We start from the raw sequence: 23,002 nt of genomic DNA, 5'->3' as shown, positions 1-23,002 counted from the left end.
GATTTCACCTAAATAAATTGGCCCACTTACTGTCACGAGAGGCTGCAAGAAGCTCCCCACGTATGTTGTCTAAAGTTTTCATTACCATTGGTTTGCCTCCTGCTTGATCGGCGGCAATTATCATTTCGTTCACATTCTCAAAGTAGATACTGGGATGCTTTCCATTATGTGCAATTCCGGGCAAATCAAAGTCTGTGTTGTTCCTGCTTGGTAAAAATACACCATTAATGGGGTCGTCAATATCAATGTCATGTTTAGCCAAGATTTTCCTCGCGGGCTTCGCTAACTTCGATGTGTCTCCGACGATATGGTGTGCTTCTGAGTTGGCTGGTCGTGCAATGCCACTGTCTACCATTCTGGAACTTAAAGTCTTAGAGCACAGTCCGAGAGGGTCGATTCTGGATGTTGAATTAACAGCATACAGATAGAGATTATCCCCACCACTCAACCCAATCGGATCCTGCGTAATAAACCGCCCAATTTCCGGATCGTAATACCGAAACGTGTTGTAGTGAAGCCCCGTCTCGACATCGAAATACTGACCCTGAAACCTGAGGTTCTGCTCGACCTCGTTCACCACCAGTTTCTCAACCGCGCCCCACGGCCGATGTTTGGCCTGCCAGACGATCTGCCCTTCGGCGTCGGTCATCTCCAGCGGCGTACCAATCTGGTCGGTGTGGAAGTAGTAGACCTTGTTCTCTACCTCGCCCTCTTTCTCATCAACACGGGCCAGCGGCGCATAACTGCCGGGTTCGTAGAGGTACAGGCTGCTCTGCCCAGGACTTTCTTCACGCAACATCCGCAATCCCTGCCAGAGAAAGCGTTTCTGGCCGGTCTGCCCCTTGATCTCCCACTGTTTGGCAACGCGTCTCCCCAGGCTGTCGTACCGGTAGCTGCTGGTGCTTTCCACCTGACTGTTGGCCATGGTCTCGGTTTTGACCAGGCGGTTTTCGCAGTCGTAGGTGAAGGTTTGCCAACGCACGATGCCGACGATTTTCTCGACCAGGTTGCCCCACGCGTCGTATTTGTATTCGTGGTTGCTCCATTGCTTGAGGCGGTTGTCTTTGACGCGGTCGAAGCGGTTGGTGTTGAAGTTCAGGCGGTTGCCAGCGGCGTCGTAGCGGAATTCTTCGCCGTCGAAGCGTTTTTCGGGGTTGTGTTCAAGCAGGCGGCCGTTGGCTTCGTATTCGTAGGTGACTTCGCCACGCAGTTTGTCGAGGGTGCGGCTCAGTTCGCCGGCCGGGTCGTATTCGTAGCGGCGGTGGACCGGGTTGTAGGCGTGCTCGATGTAGCGCTCTGGCTTAATGAGCGGGTTCTGGATCTGTGAGAGTTTTTCAGCGGGCAGTGTGGTTGCGTACTGCCAGGCCTTGCGGCCAAGGGCGTCATAGCCGAAGCAACTGGTGAGTTTGCCCTGCGTGCGATAGATCTCGCGGTGCAGGTCGTCGCGCTCCATGTCGCTGATCAGTTGGCCATCGAGGTTCAGTTGATGCAGGTGACCGCTGCCGTAGTACAGGTGATTCAGGTGCTGGCCGGTGGGAAGGGTCAGTGTGGTCAGGTTGCTGAGCGGATCGTAGTCGTAGGCCAGCGCGCCCTGGGGCGACGATTCCTGTGTCAGGCGGCCCAGAATGTCGTAAGCGAATTCCAGTTTTTCAGCCGTGACACCGATCTTTCTGCCGCCGTCAGTGGGTGTGCGCTGAATGGACAGCAGGCGGTCGCTGTCGTCGTAGGTGAAATCCTGACGGGCGTCGTCGTTGAGTCTGGCCAGCAAGCGGCCAATCGGGTCGCGCTCGAAATGCGTGCTGCGCTGTGGTCGCTCACCTTTCTCGCTGTAGCCGATTTCCTCGACCTGAGTCAGGTGTCCGCCGAGGTTGTAGCTGAAACGGCGGGTCAGTTGGTCGATGCGCTTTTCTTCGATCAGCCGGTCGGAGTCGTCGTAGGCGAATGTGTAGGTGGCGTCGTTTTCATTGATCAGCGCGGCAAGGCGCAGGGCCTTGTCGTACTGGTAGCCTACGATAAAACCCTTGGGGTCCTGGCGTCTGATCGGCAGGCCACGGGCGTTGCGTGCCAGATGCGTGGTCTGGTCCTTGCCGTTGGTGTGCGTGAGCACCTGGCCGTGGGCGTTGTAGGTGAAGCTCTCGCGGGTGCCGTCCGGATGGTTGATGCTCAGCACTTCGCCGCCGGGTTTGCGTTCCAGTGTGGTGGTGTTGTTCAGGGCATCAGTGACGGCGACCAGTTGATCGCGCTCGTCGTAACGGTACCAGGTGCTCTTGCCCGAGCAGTCCTGGAAGCGCTCGACCTGCGCCAGGTTGTTCCACCACAGGTATTTGGATTTGTAGGTCGCATCGATGATGGTGTGTGGCAGGCCATCTTCGCTGTTGAGGTATTCGGTCTTTTGACCCAGCGCGTCGATCTCGGCAACCAGATTGCCTTTCGAATCGTAGCGGGCCGTCCAGATGGCGCCGTCAGGGTAAGCGATCTGTTTGACCAGTGTGGTCTTGTAGTGATGCTGATAACGCGTGGTTCGGCCCAGCGGGTCGGTTTCTGCGGTCAGGCGTGACAGATCGTCGTATTCGAAGCTCAGTTGATTGCCGTCAGGCAGCGTCAGACCGGTGATATTGCCGGTGTCGTCCAGCGCGATACGGTACTGCTCACCGCCGAAATCAGTGCTGGCGATGACGCGACGGTCCTTGTTGTAGGTCACCTCGGCGCGACGCCCCAGCACATCGGTTACGCGCGTCTGGCGCGCCTCGAAATCATAATCGAAATGAAAGTGCTCGCCGTCGCTGGTCCAGTGCTCGACCACGCGCGGCTTGCCGTCGAGAACTTCCCAGCGGTATTCGCAACTGAGCCCCAGCGCATTGGCGTGGCGGGTCATCAGGCCATCGGTGTAGCTGAAGTTGCGCACCGAGTCGCCATTGCGGTTGTACACACTGTTCAACTGGCCATTGTTGTCGTAGCCATAGCGCACCAGTGTCTCGACGGCCTGGTCGCCGACGATTCGCTTGACGGTGCTCAGACGGTTGGTCACCTCGTCGTAGTGCAGGTGCACGCGATGCCCGCCGGTGGAGCAAATGTCGGTCAGAACGCCGTCTTCGCTGCGTACGAAATGCAGAAAATGACCGAGGGCGTTTTCGACGCGTTGCAGGGGAAATGGCTGGTTGTCGTCGGGCACTTCACCGAAGTAGTAAAAGACGTTATCCAGTGTTTGCAGCAGGTAATGACCACCCTCGGTACGCACCAGGTACAGCTGTTCCTGTGCGTTGTAGATGCGCTGGTTGTAGTCCAGTGTCACGAAGGGCACGCTGCGGCCCTGATTGTCGCTGAGGTACAGAAAGCTGCCCTTGCGCCGCAGGCTTTGTTCCCAGGGCAACACCCAGCCCTTGCCCAGCGCGCTGTCGACATCGAGGTCGCTGGCGTAGAAGCGTGTCCACTCGATCGGCATCAGGCCGGGCAGGCTGAAATCGGACTCGTCGATCAGCAGTTTGCGTCCGGTGGTGGTGTCGACCGGGTTGCCGTGCAGGCCGCCCAGCACTTTTTCGGCCACGGGGGCGACGCCGAAGCGAAAAATGGCGTCCCCGAGAAAGACACCGCCCATAAACTGCAGCGCGCAAGGGCCTGCCGCTTTCAGACCGGCCTGCATGCCCAGCTTGGCAATGCTGAGCACGGCCTTGGCGCCGCCGGCTACGACCAACAGAATGTCCACGGTGTAGCGGGCCATCGCCGAGACTTCGTCGTCCACCGGCAGGTAGCGTTGGGTACCGCCGCCGATGAAGACGTTGGGCGAGCCGGTGCCGATCTTCGCGCCGCAGGTCAGCTTGTCGCCCTTGCGCGCAGCGGGCTGGCCGTTGATGAAGACGTTGCTGGAGCCTTCGGCCACCTTGACGATCGGCGAGTGCTTGTCACACACGGCGGTGCTTTCGATGGCAAAGGCAGCGGGGCGGCCATTGATGAACACGTTGGGCGAGGCAGATTCGATCTGCCCCGCGGGAGAGCTGAAGGCGCTGCCGATACTCTCCCCGATACTGGCGATGGCATTACCGGCCAGGCCGACTGCCATGGCCAGTAAAAAACCGCCGAACCCGCACGTGGCGAAGGTGAGCGAGACATACGCCACTGCCGCGATGCCCACGATCGCTCCGAGCACAAAGCCCGCCATCGCACCGGTGTGTTCGATCTCATCCAGTAACCGCGCTGCCTCGAACATCGCCGTTACTCCTGCGGGCTGCGAGTAGTTGAGGTGCGATCACCTGGCGTGACGCTGATGTTCTGCAACGGATAGTCCATTAAAGCGTGTCCTGTCAGCGATGAAATAGAGTTCAGGGGGCGGTCAGGCCTTCAAGCATGCTGTCAAAATCCAGCAACCAGGTTTTCAGCGCGGGCTTTTCGGAGTCAATCACGCAGCCCACGCTCAGCCATTGGCGTTCGTTGTGATCGGCACACGGCACGATGGCACCGATCAGGCGTCCATGCCGCTCTTCAAGGCCTGCGCGAAAATGAAAATCCAGCGCCAGCGCGGCATTACCCGCCAACAGCGTTTCATAGTGGCGAATGACCTGGACTTCGCCATGCAGTGGCTGCAGCGCCTTGACGGCTTCGGCGAACGCTTCGGCAAGCGTTGCCTCTTCAGGTACATCGCGACGCTGAATGGAGACGACGACAGGCTCTCCGCCCACTTGAACGGTGGCTTCAATCGCGTTGCACTGGAAACCTTCCGGAAAGCCGAAGTGGAACCCGCCGAAATTGAAACTGCAGGGCGCGTCGAGCAACGGCTTTGGAACAGGGATGAGCGCTTCGACACGTTCAAGTGCCTGCTGCGCGGCAGCATGTTCGGCTGCCTCACGCGCCAGGGCTTCGTCAGCCAGTCGGCGCTCGGAGATGCGGTCGTAGAGACTGGTGCGCGTCATATGGCAGGAACCTTGTTCGTCAACATCTACATGTCCTTATGCAGGGCGGCCCCAGTGGCTGCCATTTGCAAGTTGACGATAAGTACTTGCACGGGTGGTTTGTATCTCCAGCGGTTACCCGCTTGCCTGGAAGTGTCTGAAAGTCCCGTGTGAAGAAGACTACGGACACAGTCTACTGTCGAAGGCTGAATCGTTTGACCTTTTCCCAAATGAAAGTTCAGTGTGGGCCGGGCAAAGCTCCAGAAGGCTCTGCCCTGAGCCTTCCGGGGTTTAAATAGTTGTTTGAAACCCTATTTAAGCGACTTGAGTTCCACCTCATCCTCCCGCCGATGCGCCCACTGATACAACGCTGGCAACACCAGCAACGTCAGCGCTGTCGACGACAGAATCCCGCCAATCACCACCGTCGCCAGTGGTCGCTGCACTTCGGCGCCAGTCCCGGTGGCGAGGGCCATGGGGATGAAGCCTAAGGAGGCGACCAGTGCGGTCATCAGCACTGGGCGCAGGCGGGTGAGGGCGCCTTCGTTGATGGCGTTGTGCAGCGAGTGGCCCTGTTCGCGCAGGCTGCGGATGAAGGCGATCATCACCAAGCCGTTCAGCACCGCCACACCCGACAGGGCGATGAAGCCCACGCCTGCGGAGATCGACAGCGGAATGTCGCGCAGCCACAGGGCCATGACGCCGCCGGTCAGGGCGAACGGTATGCCGGTGAATACCAGCAGGCCGTCCTTGAGGTTGTTGAACATCATGAACAGCAGCGCCAGCACCAGCAGCAATGCCACCGGTACGACGATTTGCAGGCGTTTGGCGGCAGATTGCAGTTGTTCGAACTGCCCGCCCCAACTGGTCCAGTAGCCGGCCGGGATCTGCACGCCGTTGTCGATGGTGGTGCCCGCTTCTTCGACAAACGAGCCGAGGTCGCGGCCGCGCACGTTGGCGCTGACGATGACCACGCGTTTGCCGTTCTCGCGGCTGATCTGGTTCGGCCCGAGCACCAGGTCGAGGCTGGCGACCTGAGACAGGGAGATAAAGCTGATCTGCTGGTTGCCCGCACTGCTGCCAGTAACTGCAGGCACCGGAATGAGCAGGCTGGAAAGCCCGTCCACATCGGTTCGCAGTTGCTCGGAGAGGCGCACCACCATGTCGAAACGGCGGTCGCCCTCATACAGCGTGCCCGCCTGACGACCGCCCAGCGCAATGGCGATGGCGTCCTGCACATCGGCCACGTTGAGGCCGTAACGCGCGGCCTTGTCGCGGTCGATGTTGATGGTCAACACCGGCAGCCCGGTGGTCTGCTCGACTTTGACTTCCGAAGCACCCGGCACTTTTTGCAGGGTGGCGGAGATTTTAGCGGCGGTCTGGTTCAGCACGTTCATGTCGTCGCCGAAGACCTTTACCGCGACATCGCTACGCACCCCCGAAACCAGTTCGTTGAAGCGCAACTGAATAGGCTGGGACAGTTCGTAGTTGCTGCCCGGCACACTGGCGGCGGCCTTTTGCAGGTCGGCTATCAGTGCCTCGCGGGATTTGTCCGGGTCCGGCCATTCGCTTTGTGGTTTGAGCATCACGTAGCTGTCGGAGATGTTGGGCGGCATCGGGTCGGCGGCGATCTCGGCGGTGCCGGTGCGGGCGAATACGCGCTGCACTTCCGGGACCTTTTCGACGATGGCTTTTTCCAGACGCTGCTGCATGTCCACCGACTGGGTCAGGCTGGTGCCGGGCACACGCAGCGCCTGCAAGGCGAAGTCGCCTTCGCTCAGGCTGGGGATGAACTCGCTGCCCATGCGGCTGGCGGTGAAGCCGGACAGCACGATCAGCACCAAGGCCATGCCGAACGCTATTGAGCGATGCCCCAGTACCCAGCTCAGTATCGGTGCGTAGCGCTGGCGAGCGGTGCGCATCACAAAGCCTTCTTCTTCCTTGACTTTGCCGGTGACGAACATGGCGATGGCGGCAGGCACGAAGGTCACCGAAAGAATCATGGCGCCGAGCAGGGCGATGACCACGGTGAAGGCCATCGGGTGGAACATTTTGCCTTCCACACCGGTGAGGGCGAAGATCGGCAGATACACGACCATGATGATCAACTGACCGAAAATCAGCGGCCGACGCGCTTCTCTGGCGGCGGCGAAGACCTCATGGAAACGCTCGCTGCGGGTCAGCATGCGGCCTTGCTTTTGCTGGGCATGCGCCAGCCTGCGGATTGCGTTTTCGACGATCACCACCGCGCCATCGACAATGATGCCGAAGTCCAGTGCGCCCAGGCTCATCAGGTTGGCGCTGACCTTGTTGGTGAACATGCCGGTGAAGGTGAACAGCATGGCCAGCGGAATCACCATGGCGGTGATCAGCGCAGCACGGATGTTGCCGAGGAACAGAAACAGAATCACGATGACCAGAATCGCGCCTTCGATCAGGTTCTTCTTGACCGTCGCGATGGCTTTTTCCACCAGCGTGGTGCGGTCATAAACCGTTACCGCTTCCACACCTGCAGGCAGTGTGCGGTTGATGTCGGCGAGCTTGGCGGCCACGGCCTGCGATACCGTCCGGCTGTTTTCACCGATCAGCATGAACACGGTGCCGAGCACCACTTCGCGGCCATTTTCGGTGGCGGCACCGGAGCGCATTTCCTTGCCGATGCCGACTTCGGCCACGCTGCTGATTCTGATCGGCGTGCCCTGCACGTTGGCAATGACGATGTTGGCGATGTCATCCACGGTGCCCAGTTGACCCGGTGCGCGAATCAGTAACTGCTCGCCGCCGCGTTCTATATAGCCTGCGCCGACGTTGGCGTTGTTGCGCTCCAGCGCTGCCACCAGATCGTTCAGCGTCAGCTTGTAAGCGGCTAGTTTTTTCGGATCAGGCGCGATCTGGTACTGCCTGGCGAAACCGCCGATGGTGTTGATCTCGGCCACGCCCGGTACGTTGCGTAATTGCGGCTTGATGATCCAGTCCTGAATCACCCGCAGGTCGGTCGGCGTGTACGGCGTACCGTCCTCCTTCAGCGCGCCCTCGCGCGCTTCGACTGTCCACAGGAAGATCTCGCCGAGGCCGGTGGAGATCGGCCCCATCATCGCATCGACGCCTTCCGGCAACTGGTCCTTGGCAATCTGCAGGCGCTCGTTCACCAGTTGGCGGGCGAAGAACAGGTCGGTGCCGTCCTCGAAAATCACCGTGACCTGCGACAGGCCCGAGCGCGACAGCGAGCGCGTCTGTTGCAGGCCGGGCAGGCCCGCCATGTTGGTCTCGATGGCGAAGGTGATGCGCTGCTCGGTTTCCAGCGGCGAGAAGCCGGGCGCAGATGTATTGATCTGCACCTGTACGTTGGTGATGTCGGGGACCGCATCGATGGGCAGTTTCTGGTAGCTGGCGATGCCCAGCCCAGCCATGAGCAGCACAGCAAGCATCACGACGATGCGCTGTTCAATCGCGAATTGAATCAACCGTTCAAACATGGGGGTGTACTCGTGGGACGCAGATCAATGGGCGTGCTCGGCGGAGCCTTTGCCCAGCTCCGACTTGAGGATGAAACTGCCAGCGGTGGCCACTTGTGTGCCGGCCGCCAGGCCCTTGACGATTTCCACGTGGCCACCATCGCGGCGGCCCAGTGTCACCGGCGTCAGTTGAAACCCTTCAGCGTTGCGCACGAAGACCGAGGGTTTGTCCTCGACCGACTGGATCGCCGTTTCGGGAAGACTGACCGCCACACTGGCCTGCTCGGCGGCGACTTCCACCGAAACGAACAGGCCGGGACGCCACGCGCCCTGCGGGTTGGCCAGTGTCACGCGCACGGCCGCAGCGCGGGTCTGCTCGCCCAGCAGGCTGCCGACGTAGCCGACTCGTCCTTCGACCCGGGCATTCAGGTCGGGCGCACTGACGATGACCGGACGACCGACCACCACCTTGTCCAGATCCCTGGGCGCTACGCCGAAGGTGGCCCAGACACGCGACAGGTCGGACAGCGTGAAGGCATTGCTCGCTTCGCTGACCATCTCGCCGATGCCCAGGTGCTTTTCCACGACCACGGCATCAAACGGTGCGATCAGCTCGTAGCGGCTTCCCGCCGAAGGATGGGTGCTGGCACCGATGGCGCTGATCTTCTGCCGCGCGTTGGCCAGGTTGATGTCAGCTTCCTGAAAGTCCTGACGGGCCTGCAAGTAATCCTGCTCGGCCGAGATTCTGTCTTCCCAGAGCTTCTTTTCGCGTTGCAAGGTCAGGCGCGCCAGTTCCTGACGTCGTTGTGCAGCGTTCAATTCGCTGCGTTGATCGGAAATCTGCTGGCTGGCAATCACCGCCAGCACCTGGCCCTTCCTCACCGATTGACCCAGATCGACCTTCACCGCTTCGACCACGCCGCTGACCCGCGGCACGACATGCGCAGTGCGGTCTTCATCGAAGCGGATTTCACCGGGGAAGGTCACGGTCGTGCTCATCTGCCGGGGTTCTGCAGTGGCCAGCTCGATGCCTGCCGCCTTGATCTGCCCGGCAGTCAGCTCGATGTGTCCCTCATCCTCTTCGTGAGAAGCTTCCGAGGCTGCGGCGTCCGATTTTTTCGCCTCGTCGGCGTGGCCTGGCTCTTCAGCATGGCCCTGCCCGGATTCATGCGCGTGCTCATCGGCTGACGGTTCTGGTCCGGCTGCGAACGGCAGCCTCTGCGGGTTCAGGGTCAGACTGCCCAGACCAATGATGACCACCACCGCCAGCGCGATGGCAATGCTTCGTTTGTTGTTCATGAAGGCTCCCGGCGATCAGGTGCGTGCAGCACTTTTGGATACGCTCGATACAGGCGGAAAAGGAAAGTCAGGGGTTGAGGCTGAAACGGTTGAGATCACCGTGGATTCGCTCGATGGCGACTCTGGCGTCGGTGGCGGTGGCCAGCGATTCGAGGTACTGGCTGCGCGCCGAGATCAGCGTTCGTTGCGCGTCCAGCACTTCGAGAAAGCCGAACTTGCCCATCTCGAAACCGCGCGTTGCCGTGTCGACGGCACGTTGCGCGGCGGGCAGGATCACGCGGTCGAAGGACTCGACTTCCTGCGCGGCGGTGTTCCATTGATCGAGGGCGGACTGCGTCTGGGTGCGCAGCTTCAGTTCGACGGCGTTACGCAGGTCGCGCGACTGATCGGCACGGCGTGATGCCGCGAGCACGTTGCCCTGGTTCCGGTCGAATAGCGGGAGCGGCATCGACAGGCCCACGACGTTGACCCGCTCGCGCTCTTCGCGGCTGTACTGGCTGCCAACGCTGACGGTCAGGTCAGGGATGCGCTTGGCGCGCTCCGAACCCAGCGCGGCTTCGCGCTGCTCGATCTGGGTCTGCGCCAGGCGCAGCTCGGCGGACTGATTGAGGGCGGTCAGTAGCTTTGCGCCCGGTGGCAGCTTGCCTGGCGACAGGTCGCTGTAGTCCAGACGTTCGAAAGAGGCGACCGGCGAACCGGTGGTGCGCGCCAGCTCGCGGTGGCTGTTGATTTTCAGGGTCTCGGCGCGGCGTACCAGCAGGTCGGTTTCGGCCAGTTGTACCTGGGCGCGTGTGGCTTCCACCGGTGACACCTTGCCTGCCCGAACACGCCCCTCGGCAACCTGCAGGCCGCGTTCGGCCAGTGTTCTGGACTGGCGCGCCAGGTCCAGACCTGCCTGCGCCCGCGCCGCTGCGTAGAACGCCTGAACCACCTCGGCACGCAGCTCATTGCCGCGACGCTCCAGCTCCAGACGCGCAGCGTCCTGCCCTTTGCTGGCGGCCTCGATGCGCGCCCCGCGCTTGCCGCCCAGTTCCAGTACCTGGCTGAGCATCACGGTGGTGGTGCTGGTCTCGCGGCGGGTGTCTTCCACTTCCCATGACACGGTCGGGTTGGGGATCAGCCCGGCCTGTTGCCGATCACCCTCGGCAACGCCGATCTCCCACTGGGCTGCGGCAAGTTCCGGGTTACGGGCGAAGGCTGCCTCCAGTGCCTGAGCCAGGCTGATGCCTTGGGCTGCGGCGATGCCAGGGGCAACAAACGGTAACAACACCAGGCACAGTGCGGCGACTCTCATAGCGCACTCCCTGCCAATCGATCTATACGCTGAGCGCGCACGTTATTCTCCAGTCGCATGACTCACCCCATCGAAAGCAAAAAACAAACAGGCACCAGGGCGCTGAAGTTGGCTGAGGGGACTTTATGCAACCGGAGTTATCAGAGGGATTGCTGCAAAATTACGATTTTGTTATCCAGCGGGATGGGCGTTTCTTTTCAGTACACTGCACGGCATCGTCATTCATCGTTCATCAAACAGGAAGCCTGGTTATGCGAATCCTTGTCGTCGAGGACGAGCCAAAAACTGCCGAATACATGCATCAGGGGCTGACCGAAAGCGGCTATATCGTCGATATCGCTGCAACCGGCCTCGATGGTCTCTATCTCGCGCAGCATCAGGCTTACGATGTGGTGATACTGGACGTGAACCTGCCGGAGATGGACGGCTGGGAGGTGTTGAGCCGCCTGAGGAAGACCGTCAGTACGCGCATCATGATGGTCACTGCACGAGGCCGTCTCGAAGAGAAGGTCAAGGGCCTGGAAATGGGCGCCGATGATTACCTGGTCAAGCCATTCGAGTTTCCCGAGTTACTGGCACGGGTCCGCACGCTGATGCGCCGCAGCGAGCAGACCACCACGTCCAAGGTGTTGCAGGTCGGCGATCTGGAGCTGGATCAGGGGCGCCACAGGGCATTCCGTGGTAGCCAGCGCATCGACCTGACGACCAAGGAGTTCGCGCTGCTGCACCTGTTGATGCGGCACAGCGGCGAAGTCATGTCGCGCACCCAGATCATTTCTCTGGTCTGGGACATGAACTTCGATTGCGACACCAATGTGGTGGAGGTGTCGATCCGCCGTCTGCGGGCGAAGATCGACGATCCGTTCGAGACCAAGCTGATTCACACGCTGCGTGGCGTCGGTTACGTACTGGAAGTGCGTGAATGAAGCTGACCCGTCTTTCGACACGCCTCGGATTGACGGTCGCGGCGCTCATCGGGTGTCTGGTGCTGGTCATGGAAATGCTTGCCTACACAGCCATTTCCCGTCAGCTCGATATACGTGCCGAAGACAGTTTGAGCGAGAAGTTCAGGCAGATCGAACACAGCATGAGCGAGGGGTTTCTGGGCATCGAGGACATTGTCCAGTACCCGCACACGCTGCGTGACCAGATCGTCGGGCATGACAGCTTCTCGCTGACCATTCTCGACGCGGGCAACCCTCGGCAAGAGCTGATGAGCGTTGGTAACGTAGAGGGGCGAAATCTGCCGGTTCCCGATACCGATGCGCTGCCGCCAGGCTTTCAGGAACTGAAATCCGCCCAGGGCCACAAGATTCTGCTGGGTTACAGGGCCGTACGCCTCAAGACCGGTCAGGACGTGCTGGTCAGGCTGTCCATGGACAGGGAAAGCGACACCGCGCTGTTGCACGCTTACGTCAGATCGACCTGCATGGCCTTGCCGGTGATTCTGTTGCTGGTCGGCTTTGGCGTCTGGTGGGTGGTGCGTCGCGGGCTCAGGCCGCTGCAGGCATTCAGGAAAGTCACCGCGCTGATCTCGGCCCGCGACCTGTCTCATCGCATGAAAGTGAAGGGCCTGCCTGACGAGTTGCGCGACCTGGCACATGCCGTCAACTTCATGCTGCACAGGCTGGACGGCGATGTGCAGCAATTGGCGCAGTTCTCGGACGACCTCGCGCATGAGCTGCGCTCGCCGATGAACAACCTGATGGGTCGGGCGCAGGTCACGCTGTCCAGACCGCGCCCGTCGGAGGAATACAAACAGGCGCTGGAATCCTGCAGCGAAGAGCTGGAGCGCATGTCGCGCATGATCAGTCAGATGCTGTTTCTGGCCAGCGTCAGCCAGCCCTCAGCGCCATTGCCGGTCGAGGTCATCGACCTTCGCGAGGAGGCAGACAAGGTCGCCGAACTGTTCTCCTCCTCGGCGGAGGATCGCGACATCACCCTGCAGGTTCATGGGCACGCCAGGGCGACCGGGGACAGGCTGATGATTCAGCGAGCGATTTCCAATCTGCTGTCCAACGCCATTCGCCATGGTCTGTCCGGCAGCGTCATTACCCTTACGCTTGCCACGCACGAAGATGAAGTGTCACTGGCGGTGCGCAATGCGGGGGATGGCATTGATGCCGAACACCTGCCGCGCCTGTTCGATCGTTTCTATCGGGTGCATGTCAGCCGCGCGCGACAGCAGGGCGGGACCGGGCTTGGGCTGGCGATTGTGCGCTCCATCATGAGCCTGCATGAAGGGCAGGTGACGGTGCAGAGCGAGCCGGGCCAATTCACCACGTTCAGCCTGATCTTTCCTAAACTGGTGTAATGCGTCAGGTTGGTGGTCGTTCTTCAAGAACCTTTCGCTGACCCCCTGCTCATAGTGTGTGAGCGGGTATTGCCCGGATGCTTCAGATGAAGCTGAACCTATAAGGATGGACGTATGACAGTTGCTTTCTGGTGCGTGCTGGTCGCGATCCTGCTGCCGATTATGTGTGCCGGTATCGCCAAGTTCGGCAGCGGCAAATTCGGCAGTGGGCATAATCATGATCCGCGTGCCTTTCTCGACAAGCTGGAGGGGTTCCCGCGCCGCGCGCATGCTGCCCAGTTGAACAGCTTTGAAGTGACCCCGGCGTTTGCCGCAGCGGTGATCATTGCGCACATTGCCGGTAACGCGCAGTTGGTGACCATTGATGTGCTGGCGGTACTGTTTATCACCAGTCGCCTGCTGTACATCATTTTCTACCTGGCCGATCTGGCCGCACTGCGCTCGCTTGTCTGGCTGGTGGGCATGGGCCTGATCATCGCGTTGTTCGGGGTATCGGCTTTCCCGGCCGCTTCCTGACAGGCTGTTCGCGACGCTGCCGATCATGCGCAGCGTCGCGACCTGATCAATCGTCTGGCTGGACTTTCTCGAGTTCGGTCTGCGCTTCCTGCAATTCCTTGCGAGAATCGGCGAGCTTGTCCTTGCGCTTGTTGATCTTCTCCGGATCGCCCTTTTCCATGGCCTTGTTCAGGTCGGTCTGACGGCGGCTGACTTCCTGCTTGGCGTCGAGCACCTTTTGCTTGCGCTGTTTGATCAATGACGTTTCGGTGCAGTTGGCGTTGACCTCGGCGAGTGCCTTTTCAAGGCCGGCCTGTTCTGCCTTGTTGCCCTCGGTCTTGGCATCCTGAATCTTGCTGCTGATCTCCTGGCTTTTGATCTGGCATTCGGACGGCACCGGTGCCTGAGCGTCTGCGAACACGGTTGTGGCGAGCAGCGTGCAACTGGTGAAAAGAATCAGTGGTGATAAAAACTGCATATGAACTCCGTTTGAATACGGACAGAAAAATGAACGTCCGCTACTTAAAACCTGAAATGCTCTGTGCCTGCAATTGCTGGCTCAGTGCCTGTACCTGCGGGTCCTGAAAAAAAGCCCTGAGCCTGGTTGCGCGACCAGGACCGATGCCTGGCTCTGCTTGCCATTGCTCCACACTGCGTTCAGCCAGCTCGTGCCAGTTGTCGGGCAGTCTGGCGCCTCCGGTGGGCGGCAGTCCGATGGCCTTGAGCCATGTCTGAAACGGCCGTTCGCGTGCGGTCTGCAGGCTGTTGAGCAGTTTAGCGCTACTGCGTTCAGCGAAGCCGGGAATGTTAGCAAGCTCAGCATGATTCAGGGTCATCCAATCGAGTAAGCCCATGATTTGGCCGTTCTCGATAAGCGTGTTCCAGGTCCCCGGACCCACGCCGGGCAACGCCAGGCCTTTCTTGCCGCTGAGCCATGCCAGCCTGGCGCGGAACTGGCTTTCACAGCCCGGTGTGGCTTGCCAGCAGCTCAGTTCATGAAAGTCTTCGGCTCGCGGAATGATTATGTCGGCTCGTTCGGCAGCTCGGGTCACCACCCCGTCGAGTCGTGGGATCGTCAACCCGGCCAGGCTCACGGCGATCTGATCGCCAGGCCTGATATCCAGTTTTTGCCAGCGCTGCAGCGAGCCCGTGCTGATGCGGCTGACAGTACGGTCGTCGAGGCGTACCGGGGTCAGCTCCAGCACCGGCGTAATTCTGCCGCTGCGACCGATCTTGAAGTTGACCTTGCGCACCTCGGCCAGCGCCTGGGCGTAGGGATGTTTCCAGGCGGCGATCCAGTAAGGCGCACTGGCTTGCCAGCGTTGAGCAGGTGGACGTTGGCCTTGACGCATGATCACGCCATCGGTGGCGAACGGCAGGGGATTGCGATACCAATGCTCGCGCCAGCGTGCGGCCTTGGCGTAGTTTTCCAGTGGGTGCGAATAGGCCGCGCTGTCCTCAAAACCCATGGCTTGCAGGCCTGCGAGACGTTGCGCCATATCGCCAGGCCCGTTCGGCCAGTCCCAGACGAACAGCCCGATGGTGTCGGCCTGCTGCGGGCTGATCGTCTGCCGCGCCAGCAATCCCGCGACCTTGCTGCGCGCGTTGACGCTGCCGGATGCTGACTGAATATGGTCGTCCAGACGCCAGTACAGCTCGCCTTGCAATATTGCGGAGTCAGCCTGGGGCAGGTGCTGAGGAATGGCCTTGATCAGTCGCGCCTGCGAGGTCCAGTCCTGCCCCTTGCGCCCGTCACCACGACTGATCGCCTGCACAAGCTGGCCGTTTTCGTAGACCAGGGTGACGGCTACGCCATCGACCTTGGGTTGAATCCACAGATCGTTGCGGCCCTTGAGCCAGTCCTTGACGCTGCTTTCGTCGGCCAGCTTGTTGACGCCCGTGTGCGCAACGGGATGAGGCAACGGGCCGACTGCTGTCTTTAGCGGATCGGCCTCGGGGGTGGAAACGGCAAAGCACGAGCGCCACAGGCTCAGCTTCTGCCGCGCCTGATCGTAGAGCTCGTCCGGAATGGGCGAAATGCCCTGGCGGTGGTAGCTGTCGTCCCACGCAGCCATCTGCTGTTGCAAGTTTGTGACCTCGCTGCGCGCCTTGGCTGCAGACCAGTCAGGGCATTGACTGGCATGGCCGAGGCCGGGCAGAAGAAACACAAGAGCGAACGTCATCAGGCGACTGGTGGGCAGCATCGAAGCATCCTTGCTTTAGGAATGGGCTCGATGAGGCTAGTCGTTGTCGTGTGGTGAAGGGGCAGGGCTTGGTTACCGGGTTTTGCGATGGAGCAGGCGGCATGTCCACGCAGAGTGCTCAGTGACTGCACCGGCGTCTTCGTGAGCAAGCTCAGACGCCCTTCAGGCAGAGGCGCAGAGCATCGGGCACGATAGTTGAGGTTATCGTTCCTCACGCTCCAGCGTGGGAACGCAGTTCTCGACGCTCTGCGTCGTCAAGAGGACGCGGAGCGTCCAGAAAGGCATACGACGCAGAGCGCCGCACGATAGTCGCGACTGCACCGGCGTCTTCGTGAGCAAGCTCGCACGCCCTTCGGGCAGAAGCGCAGATCATCGGGCACGATAGTTGAGGTTATCGTTCCTCACGCTCCCGCGTGGGAACGCAGTTCTCGACGCTCTGCGTCGTCAAGAGGACGCGGAGCGTCCAGAAAGGCATGCGACGCAGAGCGCCGCACGATAGTCGCGACTGTACCGGCGTCTTCGTGAGCAAGCTCACTCCCACAGGGGCTGGGGACGCATGGCCTTGCCAGTAAAGCCCGGTCGCATTTCACGGCGCAGCTGTGTCTTGACCGCTCACTAAAAAAAGCCAGACTGAGTAGCTGACTCAATTCAGGGATTGGAGCCAATGGACATCTCGACTCTCGCTATATTCATTCCGGCCTGCTTTGCGCTGAACATGGCGCCCGGTCCGAACAATCTTTTGTCGATCAGTAATGCTACGCGCTATGGCTTCACCAGCTCTTGCGTCGGCGGAGCGGGGCGCTTGCTGGCGTTTGTCATCATGATCGCCTTGGCCGGTGCAGGACTGGCTGCTGTGTTGCATACGTCCGAATGGTTGTTTCATGTGATCAAGGTTCTCGGCGCGGCATATCTGCTTTATCTCGCGGTGCAGTTGTGGCGCGCCACTCCGTCCATAAAGGACCAGGCAGCGGTCATAACAGCCAACGCTGGCAGCCTTGCGCGTCAAGAGTTTCTGGTGGCTATTGGCAATCCGAAAGCGATCCTGCTGTTTACTGCTTTTCTTCCGCAGTTTGTGGATCAGCAGAGTAATGTCTCAGGTCAGTTTGCAGTGCTGGGTGGTCTGTTTCTGGTGCTGGAGTGCGTAGCGATCGCGTTATATGCCGCGATGGGTATACATGCTCGTCGCCTCTTGGCGAAACCCAGTGGCAAGCGATTGTTCAACAGGGTGTGCGCAGGGTTGTTGGCGGGCGCTGCATCGGTACTGCTGGTGTCGCGGCGGGCTTGAAGTGTGACTTTGGAATAACCGCCGCGCAGACAAAAAAAGCCCCGAAACGACCAGGTCGTCCGGGGCTTTTTTCTGGGTTTTTACAGGCCGGCAGCTGCGCGCAGGGCGTCGGCGCGGTCGGTTTTTTCCCAGGTGAAGGCGGTGAAGGTGTCATCGCCAACGGTCATTTCGACCGGGATACGACCGAAGTGGCCGTAGGCTGCAGTGGCCTGGTACATCGGGTGCAGCAGGTCGAGCATGGTGGTGATTGCGTAAGGACGCAGGTCGAAGTTGTCGCGGACCAGCTTGATGATCTTGTCATCGGACAGCTTGCCGGTGCCGAACGTGTTCAGCGAGATCGAAGTCGGTTGAGCGACGCCGATGGCGTAGGACACCTGGATCTCGCAACGCTCGGCCAGGCCGGCAGCGACGATGTTCTTGGCCACGTAACGACCGGCGTAGGCGGCCGAGCGGTCAACCTTCGATGGGTCCTTGCCGGAGAAAGCGCCGCCGCCGTGACGCGCCATGCCGCCGTAGGTGTCGACGATGATCTTGCGGCCGGTCAGGCCACAGTCGCCTACCGGGCCACCGATGATGAAGTTGCCGGTCGGGTTGATGTGGAACTGGGTGTCCTTGTGCAGCAGGTGCGCAGGGATGACGTGTTTGACGATCAGTTCCATCACGCCTTCGCGCAGGTCCTTGTACGACACATCCGGGTTGTGCTGGGTCGACAACACGATAGCGTCAACGCCGACCACCTTGCCGTTTTCGTAACGGCAGGTAACCTGGGATTTGGCATCCGGGCGCAGCCACGGCAGCAGGCCGGATTTACGCGCTTCGGCCTGACGCTGCACCAGCTGGTGGGAGAAGGTGATCGGCGCTGGCATCAGCACGTCGGTCTCGTTGCTGGCGTAGCCGAACATCAGGCCCTGGTCGCCAGCGCCCTGATCTTCAGGTTTGCTGCGGTCAACGCCCTGGGCGATGTCTACCGACTGCTTGCCGATGATGTTCATCACGCCGCAGGTCGCGCCGTCGAAACCGACGTCGGAGCTGTTGTAGCCGATGTCGAGGATGACGTTACGCACGATGTCTTCCAGATCGACCCAGGCCGAAGTCGACACTTCGCCAGCGATGATCGCCACACCGGTCTTGACCAGTGTTTCGCACGCTACACGGGCGTATTTGTCTTCAGCGATGATGGCGTCCAGAACCGCGTCGGAAATCTGGTCGGCGATCTTGTCCGGATGCCCTTCGGACACGGACTCGGAGGTGAAAAGTGAGTATTCGCTCATCTCTACGGGTTTCCTTCATTTTACCGATGGTGAGTGTCGCCAGCCGGTCGCTGAAAATGGCGAACCTGGATCTGGAAACCATTACGTAAGCCTACATAGAGGCTTTCCCCGGGAACTAGCCCCGCAGCGATGGCCCAACGGGCCAGGTCTTCCTGCTCGAAACCTAACCAGAGATCGCCACAGGCCTCCCTGGCCCAACTCTGGTCATGACTACACAATTCTGTTACCAGCAGGCTACCGCCGGGTTTTACATGTTCGGCCAGTTGCCTCAAGGCTTCGGCCGGTACCGCGAAATGATGCAGCACCATGTTGAGGACGACGCAATCGGCACTGACTTTAGCGTCGGTCAGTGCATCGGCCAGCCTCAGCTCAACGTTAGCCAGCGCCTTGCGCTCGCAGACGCCACGCGCCAGGTCCAGCATCACCGGGCTGTTGTCCATCGCGATGACCTGACCGAAGCGCCGCGCCAGCTCAGGGAGGAAGCCGCCGTCACCGGGGCCTACTTCCAGAGCGGTTGCCTGCGCACCAAAGCTCAGTTTGTCGAGCAGGGTAAGCAGGCTTTCGCTGTACTGCGCCAAACCGGCGATCAGGTCCTGCTGGGCGCGAAACTTTTCTGCGGTACGGGCGAAAAAATCCTGACTGGCCAGTGCCCGTTGCCGATGCACCAGGCCGATACGGCTCTGTACGTCGTCCGGCAAGTCCAGCGTATCCACTTCGTCGAGCAACGCCGCATGCAGCCTGCCACCCGGCAGTTCGGTGTGGGGCAGGGCGCGCCGGTAGAAAATCGCGTTGCCTTCACGCCGTGTCGCGACCAGATCAGCCTGCGCCAGCACCTTGAGGTGATGGCTCATGCCGGACTGGCCGATAGCGAAAATCTGCGCCAGTTCCAGCACGCCGAACGAGTCGTTGGTCAGCACACGCAGCACGTTCAGCCGCAAGGGATCGCCGCCGGCCTTGCACAATGCAGAGAGGTCGTCGCATGCATCGTGGCGAATGGCAGGTACACGCAGGTTCATAGCTGCGCAGTCTAGAGAGCGATCCGGAGTGTCGCAAGGGCAATATCAAAAAGTTTTGATATTGCTGGATGGATGGCGCCGGTCAGGCGTTGTGAACTTGTCGTGCAGGCGGGTGATCCAGTCTTTGCGTGGCAAATAATGTCCGCAACCCCGGAAAAAAGCCTATGGTCGTCTATCTGTGATTGCCCCCGGCCTGTCCGTGAGGGAAAATGACCTTCTTTTTCTCAATCCTATTTCTTAATTCCCAGGAGATCAGCGATGCCAAGCCGTCGTGAGCGTGCCAACGCTATTCGTGCCCTCAGCATGGATGCCGTGCAAAAAGCCAACAGCGGCCATCCGGGTGCCCCCATGGGCATGGCGGATATCGCCGAGGTTCTTTGGCGCGATTATCTGAAGCACAACCCGGCAAACCCTGCTTTTGCCGACCGTGACCGTTTCATCATGTCCAACGGCCACGGCTCGATGCTGGTCTACTCGTTGCTGCACCTGACCGGCTACGACCTGTCCATCGACGACCTGAAAAACTTCCGTCAATTGCACAGCCGCACTCCGGGTCACCCGGAATACGGTTACACGCCTGGCGTCGAGACCACCACCGGTCCGCTGGGTCAGGGCTTTGCCAACGCCGTCGGTTTCGCTGCTGCCGAGAAGACCCTCGCCGCACAGTTCAACCGTCCAGGCCACTCCATCGTCGATCACCATACCTACGTGTTCATGGGCGATGGCTGCATGATGGAAGGTATTTCCCACGAAGCGGCGTCGCTGGCCGGCACGTTGCAGCTGAACAAGCTGATCGCGTTCTACGACGACAACGGCATCTCCATCGATGGTGAAGTGGAAGGCTGGTTCACCGACGATACGCCTAAGCGTTTCGAGTCGTACGGCTGGTTGGTGATCCGCAATGTCGACGGTCATGACCCTGAAGAAATCAAGACAGCCATCGAAACCGCTCGCAAGAGCGACCAGCCAACGCTGATCTGCTGCAAGACCACCATCGGTTTCGGTTCGCCGAACAAGCAGGGCAAGGAAGAGTCCCACGGTGCGCCACTGGGTGCTGACGAAATCGCCCTGACCCGTGCCGCGCTGAAGTGGAATCACGGTCCTTTCGAAATCCCGGCTGATATCTATGCCGAGTGGAACGCGAAGGAAAAAGGTCTGGCGGCCGAAGCCGAGTGGGACCAGCGCTTTGCTGCCTATTCCGCCGCGTTCCCGGAGCTGGCCAACGACTTCATTCGTCGCATGAGTGGGCAATTGCCTGCAGATTTCGCTGAAAAATCAGCGGCTTATGTCGCTGAAGTCAACGCCAAGGGCGAAACCATCGCCAGCCGCAAGGCCAGCCAGAACGCACTGGGGGCACTCGGCCCGTTGCTGCCTGAAATTCTGGGTGGTTCGGCTGACCTTGCCGGATCCAACCTGACCATCTGGAAAGGCTGCAAGAGCATCACCGGCGAAGACCCTAACGGCAACTACCTGCATTACGGTGTTCGCGAGTTCGGTATGGGCGCCATGATGAACGGCATCGCCCTGCACGGCGGCTTCGTGCCTTACGGCGCAACCTTCCTGATCTTCATGGAATATGCTCGCAACGCGGTGCGTATGGCCTCGTTGATGAAGAAGCGCGTGATCTACGTATTCACTCACGACTCCATCGGTCTGGGCGAAGACGGCCCGACTCACCAGCCGATCGAGCAATTGACCAGCCTGCGTACCACGCCGAACCTGGACACCTGGCGTCCTGCGGATGCCGTGGAGTCGGCCGTGGCATGGAAACACGCTATCGAGCGTGACGATGGCCCGTCGGCACTGATCTTCTCCCGTCAGAACCTGACTCATCAGGCGCGTGACGAGAAGCAACTGTCCTACATCGCGCGTGGCGGTTACGTACTGCGTGATTGCGCTGCCGAGCCTGAGCTGATCCTGATCGCGACCGGTTCGGAAGTCGGTCTGGCTGTCCAGGCTTACGACAAGCTGACCGAGCAGGGCCGCAACGTGCGCGTGGTGTCCATGCCATGCACCAGCATCTTCGAAGCTCAGGATGCGGCCTACAAGCAGGCTGTTCTGCCACTGCAGGTCAGCGCGCGTATTGCCATCGAAGCGGCTCACGCCGACTACTGGTACAAATACGTAGGTCTGGAAGGGCGCGTGATCGGCATGACCACCTTCGGCGAGTCGGCCCCTGCGCCAGCGCTGTTCGAAGAGTTCGGGTTCACGCTGGAAAACGTCCTGAGCACTGCTGAAGAGCTGCTCGAAGACTGATCAGCTATGTGATGTTGATGTTGTGGGAGCGACCGGGGCGGCGATCCGCCTTGCTCGCGAAGGAAGCGCCTCGGTGAGTCAGGCAAACCGGGTGTTCTCATTCGCGAGCAAAGCGGATTGCCGCCCCTGTTGCTCCCACAGGTTTTATCGTTTACGCAATCAGATCCAGCCCCTGGCGAAAATTTCATGCCCCAGTCCCGCCCTTACAAAGTTGCTCTGAACGGTTACGGCCGTATTGGTCGTTGCGTTGTTCGCGCGCTGTGCGAGCGAGGGGCCAAGGCCGGGTTTGAAGTGGTTGCCATCAACGATCTGGCCGACATGGCCAGTCTTGAATACCTCACGCGCTTTGACTCCACACACGGCCGGTTTCCCGGCGAAGTGCGGGTCGAAGGGCAATACCTGCACATCAATGACCACCGGATCAAGGTCCTGCGCAGTGCGACGCCCGAAGGCATCGACTGGGCCGGTCTGGAAGTCGATCTGGTGCTTGAGTGTTCCGGTGTCTACAACACTCGCGAAGATGGCCAGCGCTTTCTGGAGGCCGGTGCGCCGCGGGTGCTGTTTTCCCAGCCGATGGCCAGCGAACGGGATGTCGATGCCACCGTGGTGTTCGGCATCAATCAGCACAAGCTGACTGGCCGCGAGCTGCTGGTCTCGGCCGCGTCGTGCACCACCAACTGCAGCGTGCCGCTGCTGCGCTTGCTGGATCAGGCCATCGGCCTGGAATACATGACCATTACCACCATCCACTCGGCGATGAACGATCAACCGGTGATCGACGCTTATCATCACGAGGATCTGCGCCGTACGCGGTCGGCTTTCCAGTCGATCATTCCGGTGTCCACCGGTCTGGCGCGAGGAATCGAACGGCTGCTTCCGGAACTTGCCGGCCGAATTCAGGCCAAAGCTGTTCGCGTGCCGACGGTGAATGTGTCCTGTCTGGACATTACGTTGCAGATGTCGCGAGACACCGATGCCGTGGAGATCAACCGTATCCTGCGTGAGGCCGCCACCAGCGGTCCGCTCAAGGGGCTGCTGGCCTACACGGAATTGCCGCACGCCAGTTGCGATTTCAACCATGACCCGCATTCGGCCATTGTCGATGCGAGTCAGACCCGCGTTTCCGGACCCCGGCTGGTCAATCTGCTGGCCTGGTTCGACAACGAGTGGGGCTTTGCCAATCGAATGCTCGACGTCGCCGATCACTTTCTGCGCGTCGCTGACCAATAA

15 protein-coding genes are annotated in these 23,002 nt (G+C 60.3%); 6 read left to right on the top strand and 9 right to left on the bottom strand.

What is annotated here, in order from left to right; all coding sequences use genetic code 11:
* Positions 1-4: 4 nt before the first annotated feature.
* The 5 genes from PI739_RS22855 to PI739_RS22835 all read right to left on the bottom strand — a co-directional run bounded on the left by PI739_RS22855 (position 5) and on the right by PI739_RS22835 (position 10,931).
* A complete protein-coding gene (locus PI739_RS22855) occupies positions 5-4,204 on the bottom strand; it encodes an RHS repeat-associated core domain-containing protein (RefSeq protein ID WP_271352196.1) in 4,200 nt (1,399 codons plus the stop codon).
* A 112-nt stretch (positions 4,205-4,316) separates the two neighbouring features.
* Positions 4,317-4,904, bottom strand: a complete 588-nt coding sequence (locus tag PI739_RS22850) for a hypothetical protein (RefSeq protein WP_054081745.1) — start codon at positions 4,902-4,904, stop codon at positions 4,317-4,319.
* 290 nt (positions 4,905-5,194) lie between these two features.
* Positions 5,195-8,359, bottom strand: coding sequence for a CusA/CzcA family heavy metal efflux RND transporter (locus tag PI739_RS22845; RefSeq protein WP_271352194.1), 3,165 nt, complete (start codon positions 8,357-8,359; stop codon positions 5,195-5,197).
* 24 nt (positions 8,360-8,383) lie between these two features.
* Positions 8,384-9,637: an efflux RND transporter periplasmic adaptor subunit gene (locus PI739_RS22840; RefSeq protein WP_096128192.1), complete on the bottom strand. Its 1,254-nt coding sequence runs from the start codon at positions 9,635-9,637 to the stop codon at positions 8,384-8,386.
* 67 nt (positions 9,638-9,704) lie between these two features.
* A complete protein-coding gene (locus PI739_RS22835) occupies positions 9,705-10,931 on the bottom strand; it encodes a TolC family protein (protein WP_096105254.1) in 1,227 nt (408 codons plus the stop codon).
* A 251-nt stretch (positions 10,932-11,182) separates the two neighbouring features.
* Here PI739_RS22835 and PI739_RS22830 point away from each other — a divergent pair, with 251 nt between their 5' ends.
* The 3 genes from PI739_RS22830 (at position 11,183) to PI739_RS22820 (ending at position 13,761) form a co-directional block, all read left to right on the top strand.
* Positions 11,183-11,857, top strand: a complete 675-nt coding sequence (locus tag PI739_RS22830; RefSeq protein WP_003372647.1) for a heavy metal response regulator transcription factor — start codon at positions 11,183-11,185, stop codon at positions 11,855-11,857.
* The gene (locus tag PI739_RS22825) at positions 11,854-13,245 is read left to right on the top strand and encodes a heavy metal sensor histidine kinase (RefSeq protein WP_054081741.1); all 1,392 of its coding nucleotides are present in this window, start codon (positions 11,854-11,856) and stop codon (positions 13,243-13,245) included. Before PI739_RS22830 ends, PI739_RS22825 begins: the two co-directional genes overlap by 4 nt.
* A gap of 114 nt (positions 13,246-13,359) precedes the next feature.
* On the top strand, positions 13,360-13,761 hold the full coding sequence (locus PI739_RS22820; RefSeq protein WP_003372643.1) for an MAPEG family protein: 402 nt from the start codon (positions 13,360-13,362) through the stop codon (positions 13,759-13,761).
* Between the two features lie 46 nt (positions 13,762-13,807).
* Here the strand turns inward: PI739_RS22820 and PI739_RS22815 are convergent, their stop codons facing one another.
* Positions 13,808-14,218, bottom strand: coding sequence for a DUF1090 domain-containing protein (locus PI739_RS22815; protein ID WP_003432477.1), 411 nt, complete (start codon positions 14,216-14,218; stop codon positions 13,808-13,810).
* 40 nt (positions 14,219-14,258) lie between these two features.
* Positions 14,259-15,944 (bottom strand): NAD-dependent DNA ligase LigB, encoded by a 1,686-nt coding sequence (gene ligB, locus PI739_RS22810; RefSeq protein WP_054081740.1) that lies wholly within the window; start codon positions 15,942-15,944, stop codon positions 14,259-14,261.
* A 664-nt stretch (positions 15,945-16,608) separates the two neighbouring features.
* Between ligB and PI739_RS22805 the strand changes: the two genes are divergently transcribed.
* Positions 16,609-17,229: a LysE family translocator gene (locus tag PI739_RS22805; protein ID WP_054081739.1), complete on the top strand. Its 621-nt coding sequence runs from the start codon at positions 16,609-16,611 to the stop codon at positions 17,227-17,229.
* Positions 17,230-17,309: 80 nt separating this feature from the next.
* Here PI739_RS22805 and metK read toward each other — a convergent pair whose 3' ends face one another.
* Positions 17,310-18,500, bottom strand: coding sequence for a methionine adenosyltransferase (gene metK / locus PI739_RS22800; protein ID WP_003372639.1), 1,191 nt, complete (start codon positions 18,498-18,500; stop codon positions 17,310-17,312).
* 20 nt (positions 18,501-18,520) lie between these two features.
* Positions 18,521-19,516, bottom strand: a complete 996-nt coding sequence (locus PI739_RS22795) for an ArsR/SmtB family transcription factor (RefSeq protein WP_003316359.1) — start codon at positions 19,514-19,516, stop codon at positions 18,521-18,523.
* A 258-nt stretch (positions 19,517-19,774) separates the two neighbouring features.
* Between PI739_RS22795 and tkt the strand changes: the two genes are divergently transcribed.
* Both tkt and epd read left to right on the top strand, forming a co-directional pair.
* The gene (gene tkt / locus PI739_RS22790; RefSeq protein ID WP_003372635.1) at positions 19,775-21,772 is read left to right on the top strand and encodes a transketolase; all 1,998 of its coding nucleotides are present in this window, start codon (positions 19,775-19,777) and stop codon (positions 21,770-21,772) included.
* Positions 21,773-21,958: 186 nt separating this feature from the next.
* Positions 21,959-23,002 (top strand): erythrose-4-phosphate dehydrogenase, encoded by a 1,044-nt coding sequence (gene epd, locus PI739_RS22785; protein ID WP_054081738.1) that lies wholly within the window; start codon positions 21,959-21,961, stop codon positions 23,000-23,002.

Origin of the sequence: Pseudomonas cerasi, from assembly GCF_027983475.1 — a bacterium.
Classification (GTDB): Bacteria; Pseudomonadota; Gammaproteobacteria; order Pseudomonadales; family Pseudomonadaceae; genus Aquipseudomonas; species Aquipseudomonas cerasi.
Note: the sequence above shows the minus strand (reverse complement) of the source record. Positions and strands in the feature narration are given on the sequence as shown.

What these genes read in the sequence shown, in the direction of transcription:
- metK (WP_003372639.1), bottom strand. Translation starts at nt 18,500, where the DNA reads ATGAGCGAATACTCACTTTTCACCTCCGAGTCCGTGTCCGAAGGGCAT.
- PI739_RS22850 (WP_054081745.1), bottom strand. Translation starts at nt 4,904, where the DNA reads ATGACGCGCACCAGTCTCTACGACCGCATCTCCGAGCGCCGACTGGCT.
- PI739_RS22820 (WP_003372643.1), top strand. Translation starts at nt 13,360, where the DNA reads ATGACAGTTGCTTTCTGGTGCGTGCTGGTCGCGATCCTGCTGCCGATT.
- PI739_RS22815 (WP_003432477.1), bottom strand. Translation starts at nt 14,218, where the DNA reads ATGCAGTTTTTATCACCACTGATTCTTTTCACCAGTTGCACGCTGCTC.
- ligB (WP_054081740.1), bottom strand. Translation starts at nt 15,944, where the DNA reads ATGCTGCCCACCAGTCGCCTGATGACGTTCGCTCTTGTGTTTCTTCTG.
- PI739_RS22855 (WP_271352196.1), bottom strand. Translation starts at nt 4,204, where the DNA reads ATGTTCGAGGCAGCGCGGTTACTGGATGAGATCGAACACACCGGTGCG.
- PI739_RS22805 (WP_054081739.1), top strand. Translation starts at nt 16,609, where the DNA reads ATGGACATCTCGACTCTCGCTATATTCATTCCGGCCTGCTTTGCGCTG.
- PI739_RS22845 (WP_271352194.1), bottom strand. Translation starts at nt 8,359, where the DNA reads ATGTTTGAACGGTTGATTCAATTCGCGATTGAACAGCGCATCGTCGTG.
- epd (WP_054081738.1), top strand. Translation starts at nt 21,959, where the DNA reads ATGCCCCAGTCCCGCCCTTACAAAGTTGCTCTGAACGGTTACGGCCGT.
- PI739_RS22825 (WP_054081741.1), top strand. Translation starts at nt 11,854, where the DNA reads ATGAAGCTGACCCGTCTTTCGACACGCCTCGGATTGACGGTCGCGGCG.
- PI739_RS22795 (WP_003316359.1), bottom strand. Translation starts at nt 19,516, where the DNA reads ATGAACCTGCGTGTACCTGCCATTCGCCACGATGCATGCGACGACCTC.
- PI739_RS22835 (WP_096105254.1), bottom strand. Translation starts at nt 10,931, where the DNA reads ATGAGAGTCGCCGCACTGTGCCTGGTGTTGTTACCGTTTGTTGCCCCT.
- tkt (WP_003372635.1), top strand. Translation starts at nt 19,775, where the DNA reads ATGCCAAGCCGTCGTGAGCGTGCCAACGCTATTCGTGCCCTCAGCATG.
- PI739_RS22840 (WP_096128192.1), bottom strand. Translation starts at nt 9,637, where the DNA reads ATGAACAACAAACGAAGCATTGCCATCGCGCTGGCGGTGGTGGTCATC.
- PI739_RS22830 (WP_003372647.1), top strand. Translation starts at nt 11,183, where the DNA reads ATGCGAATCCTTGTCGTCGAGGACGAGCCAAAAACTGCCGAATACATG.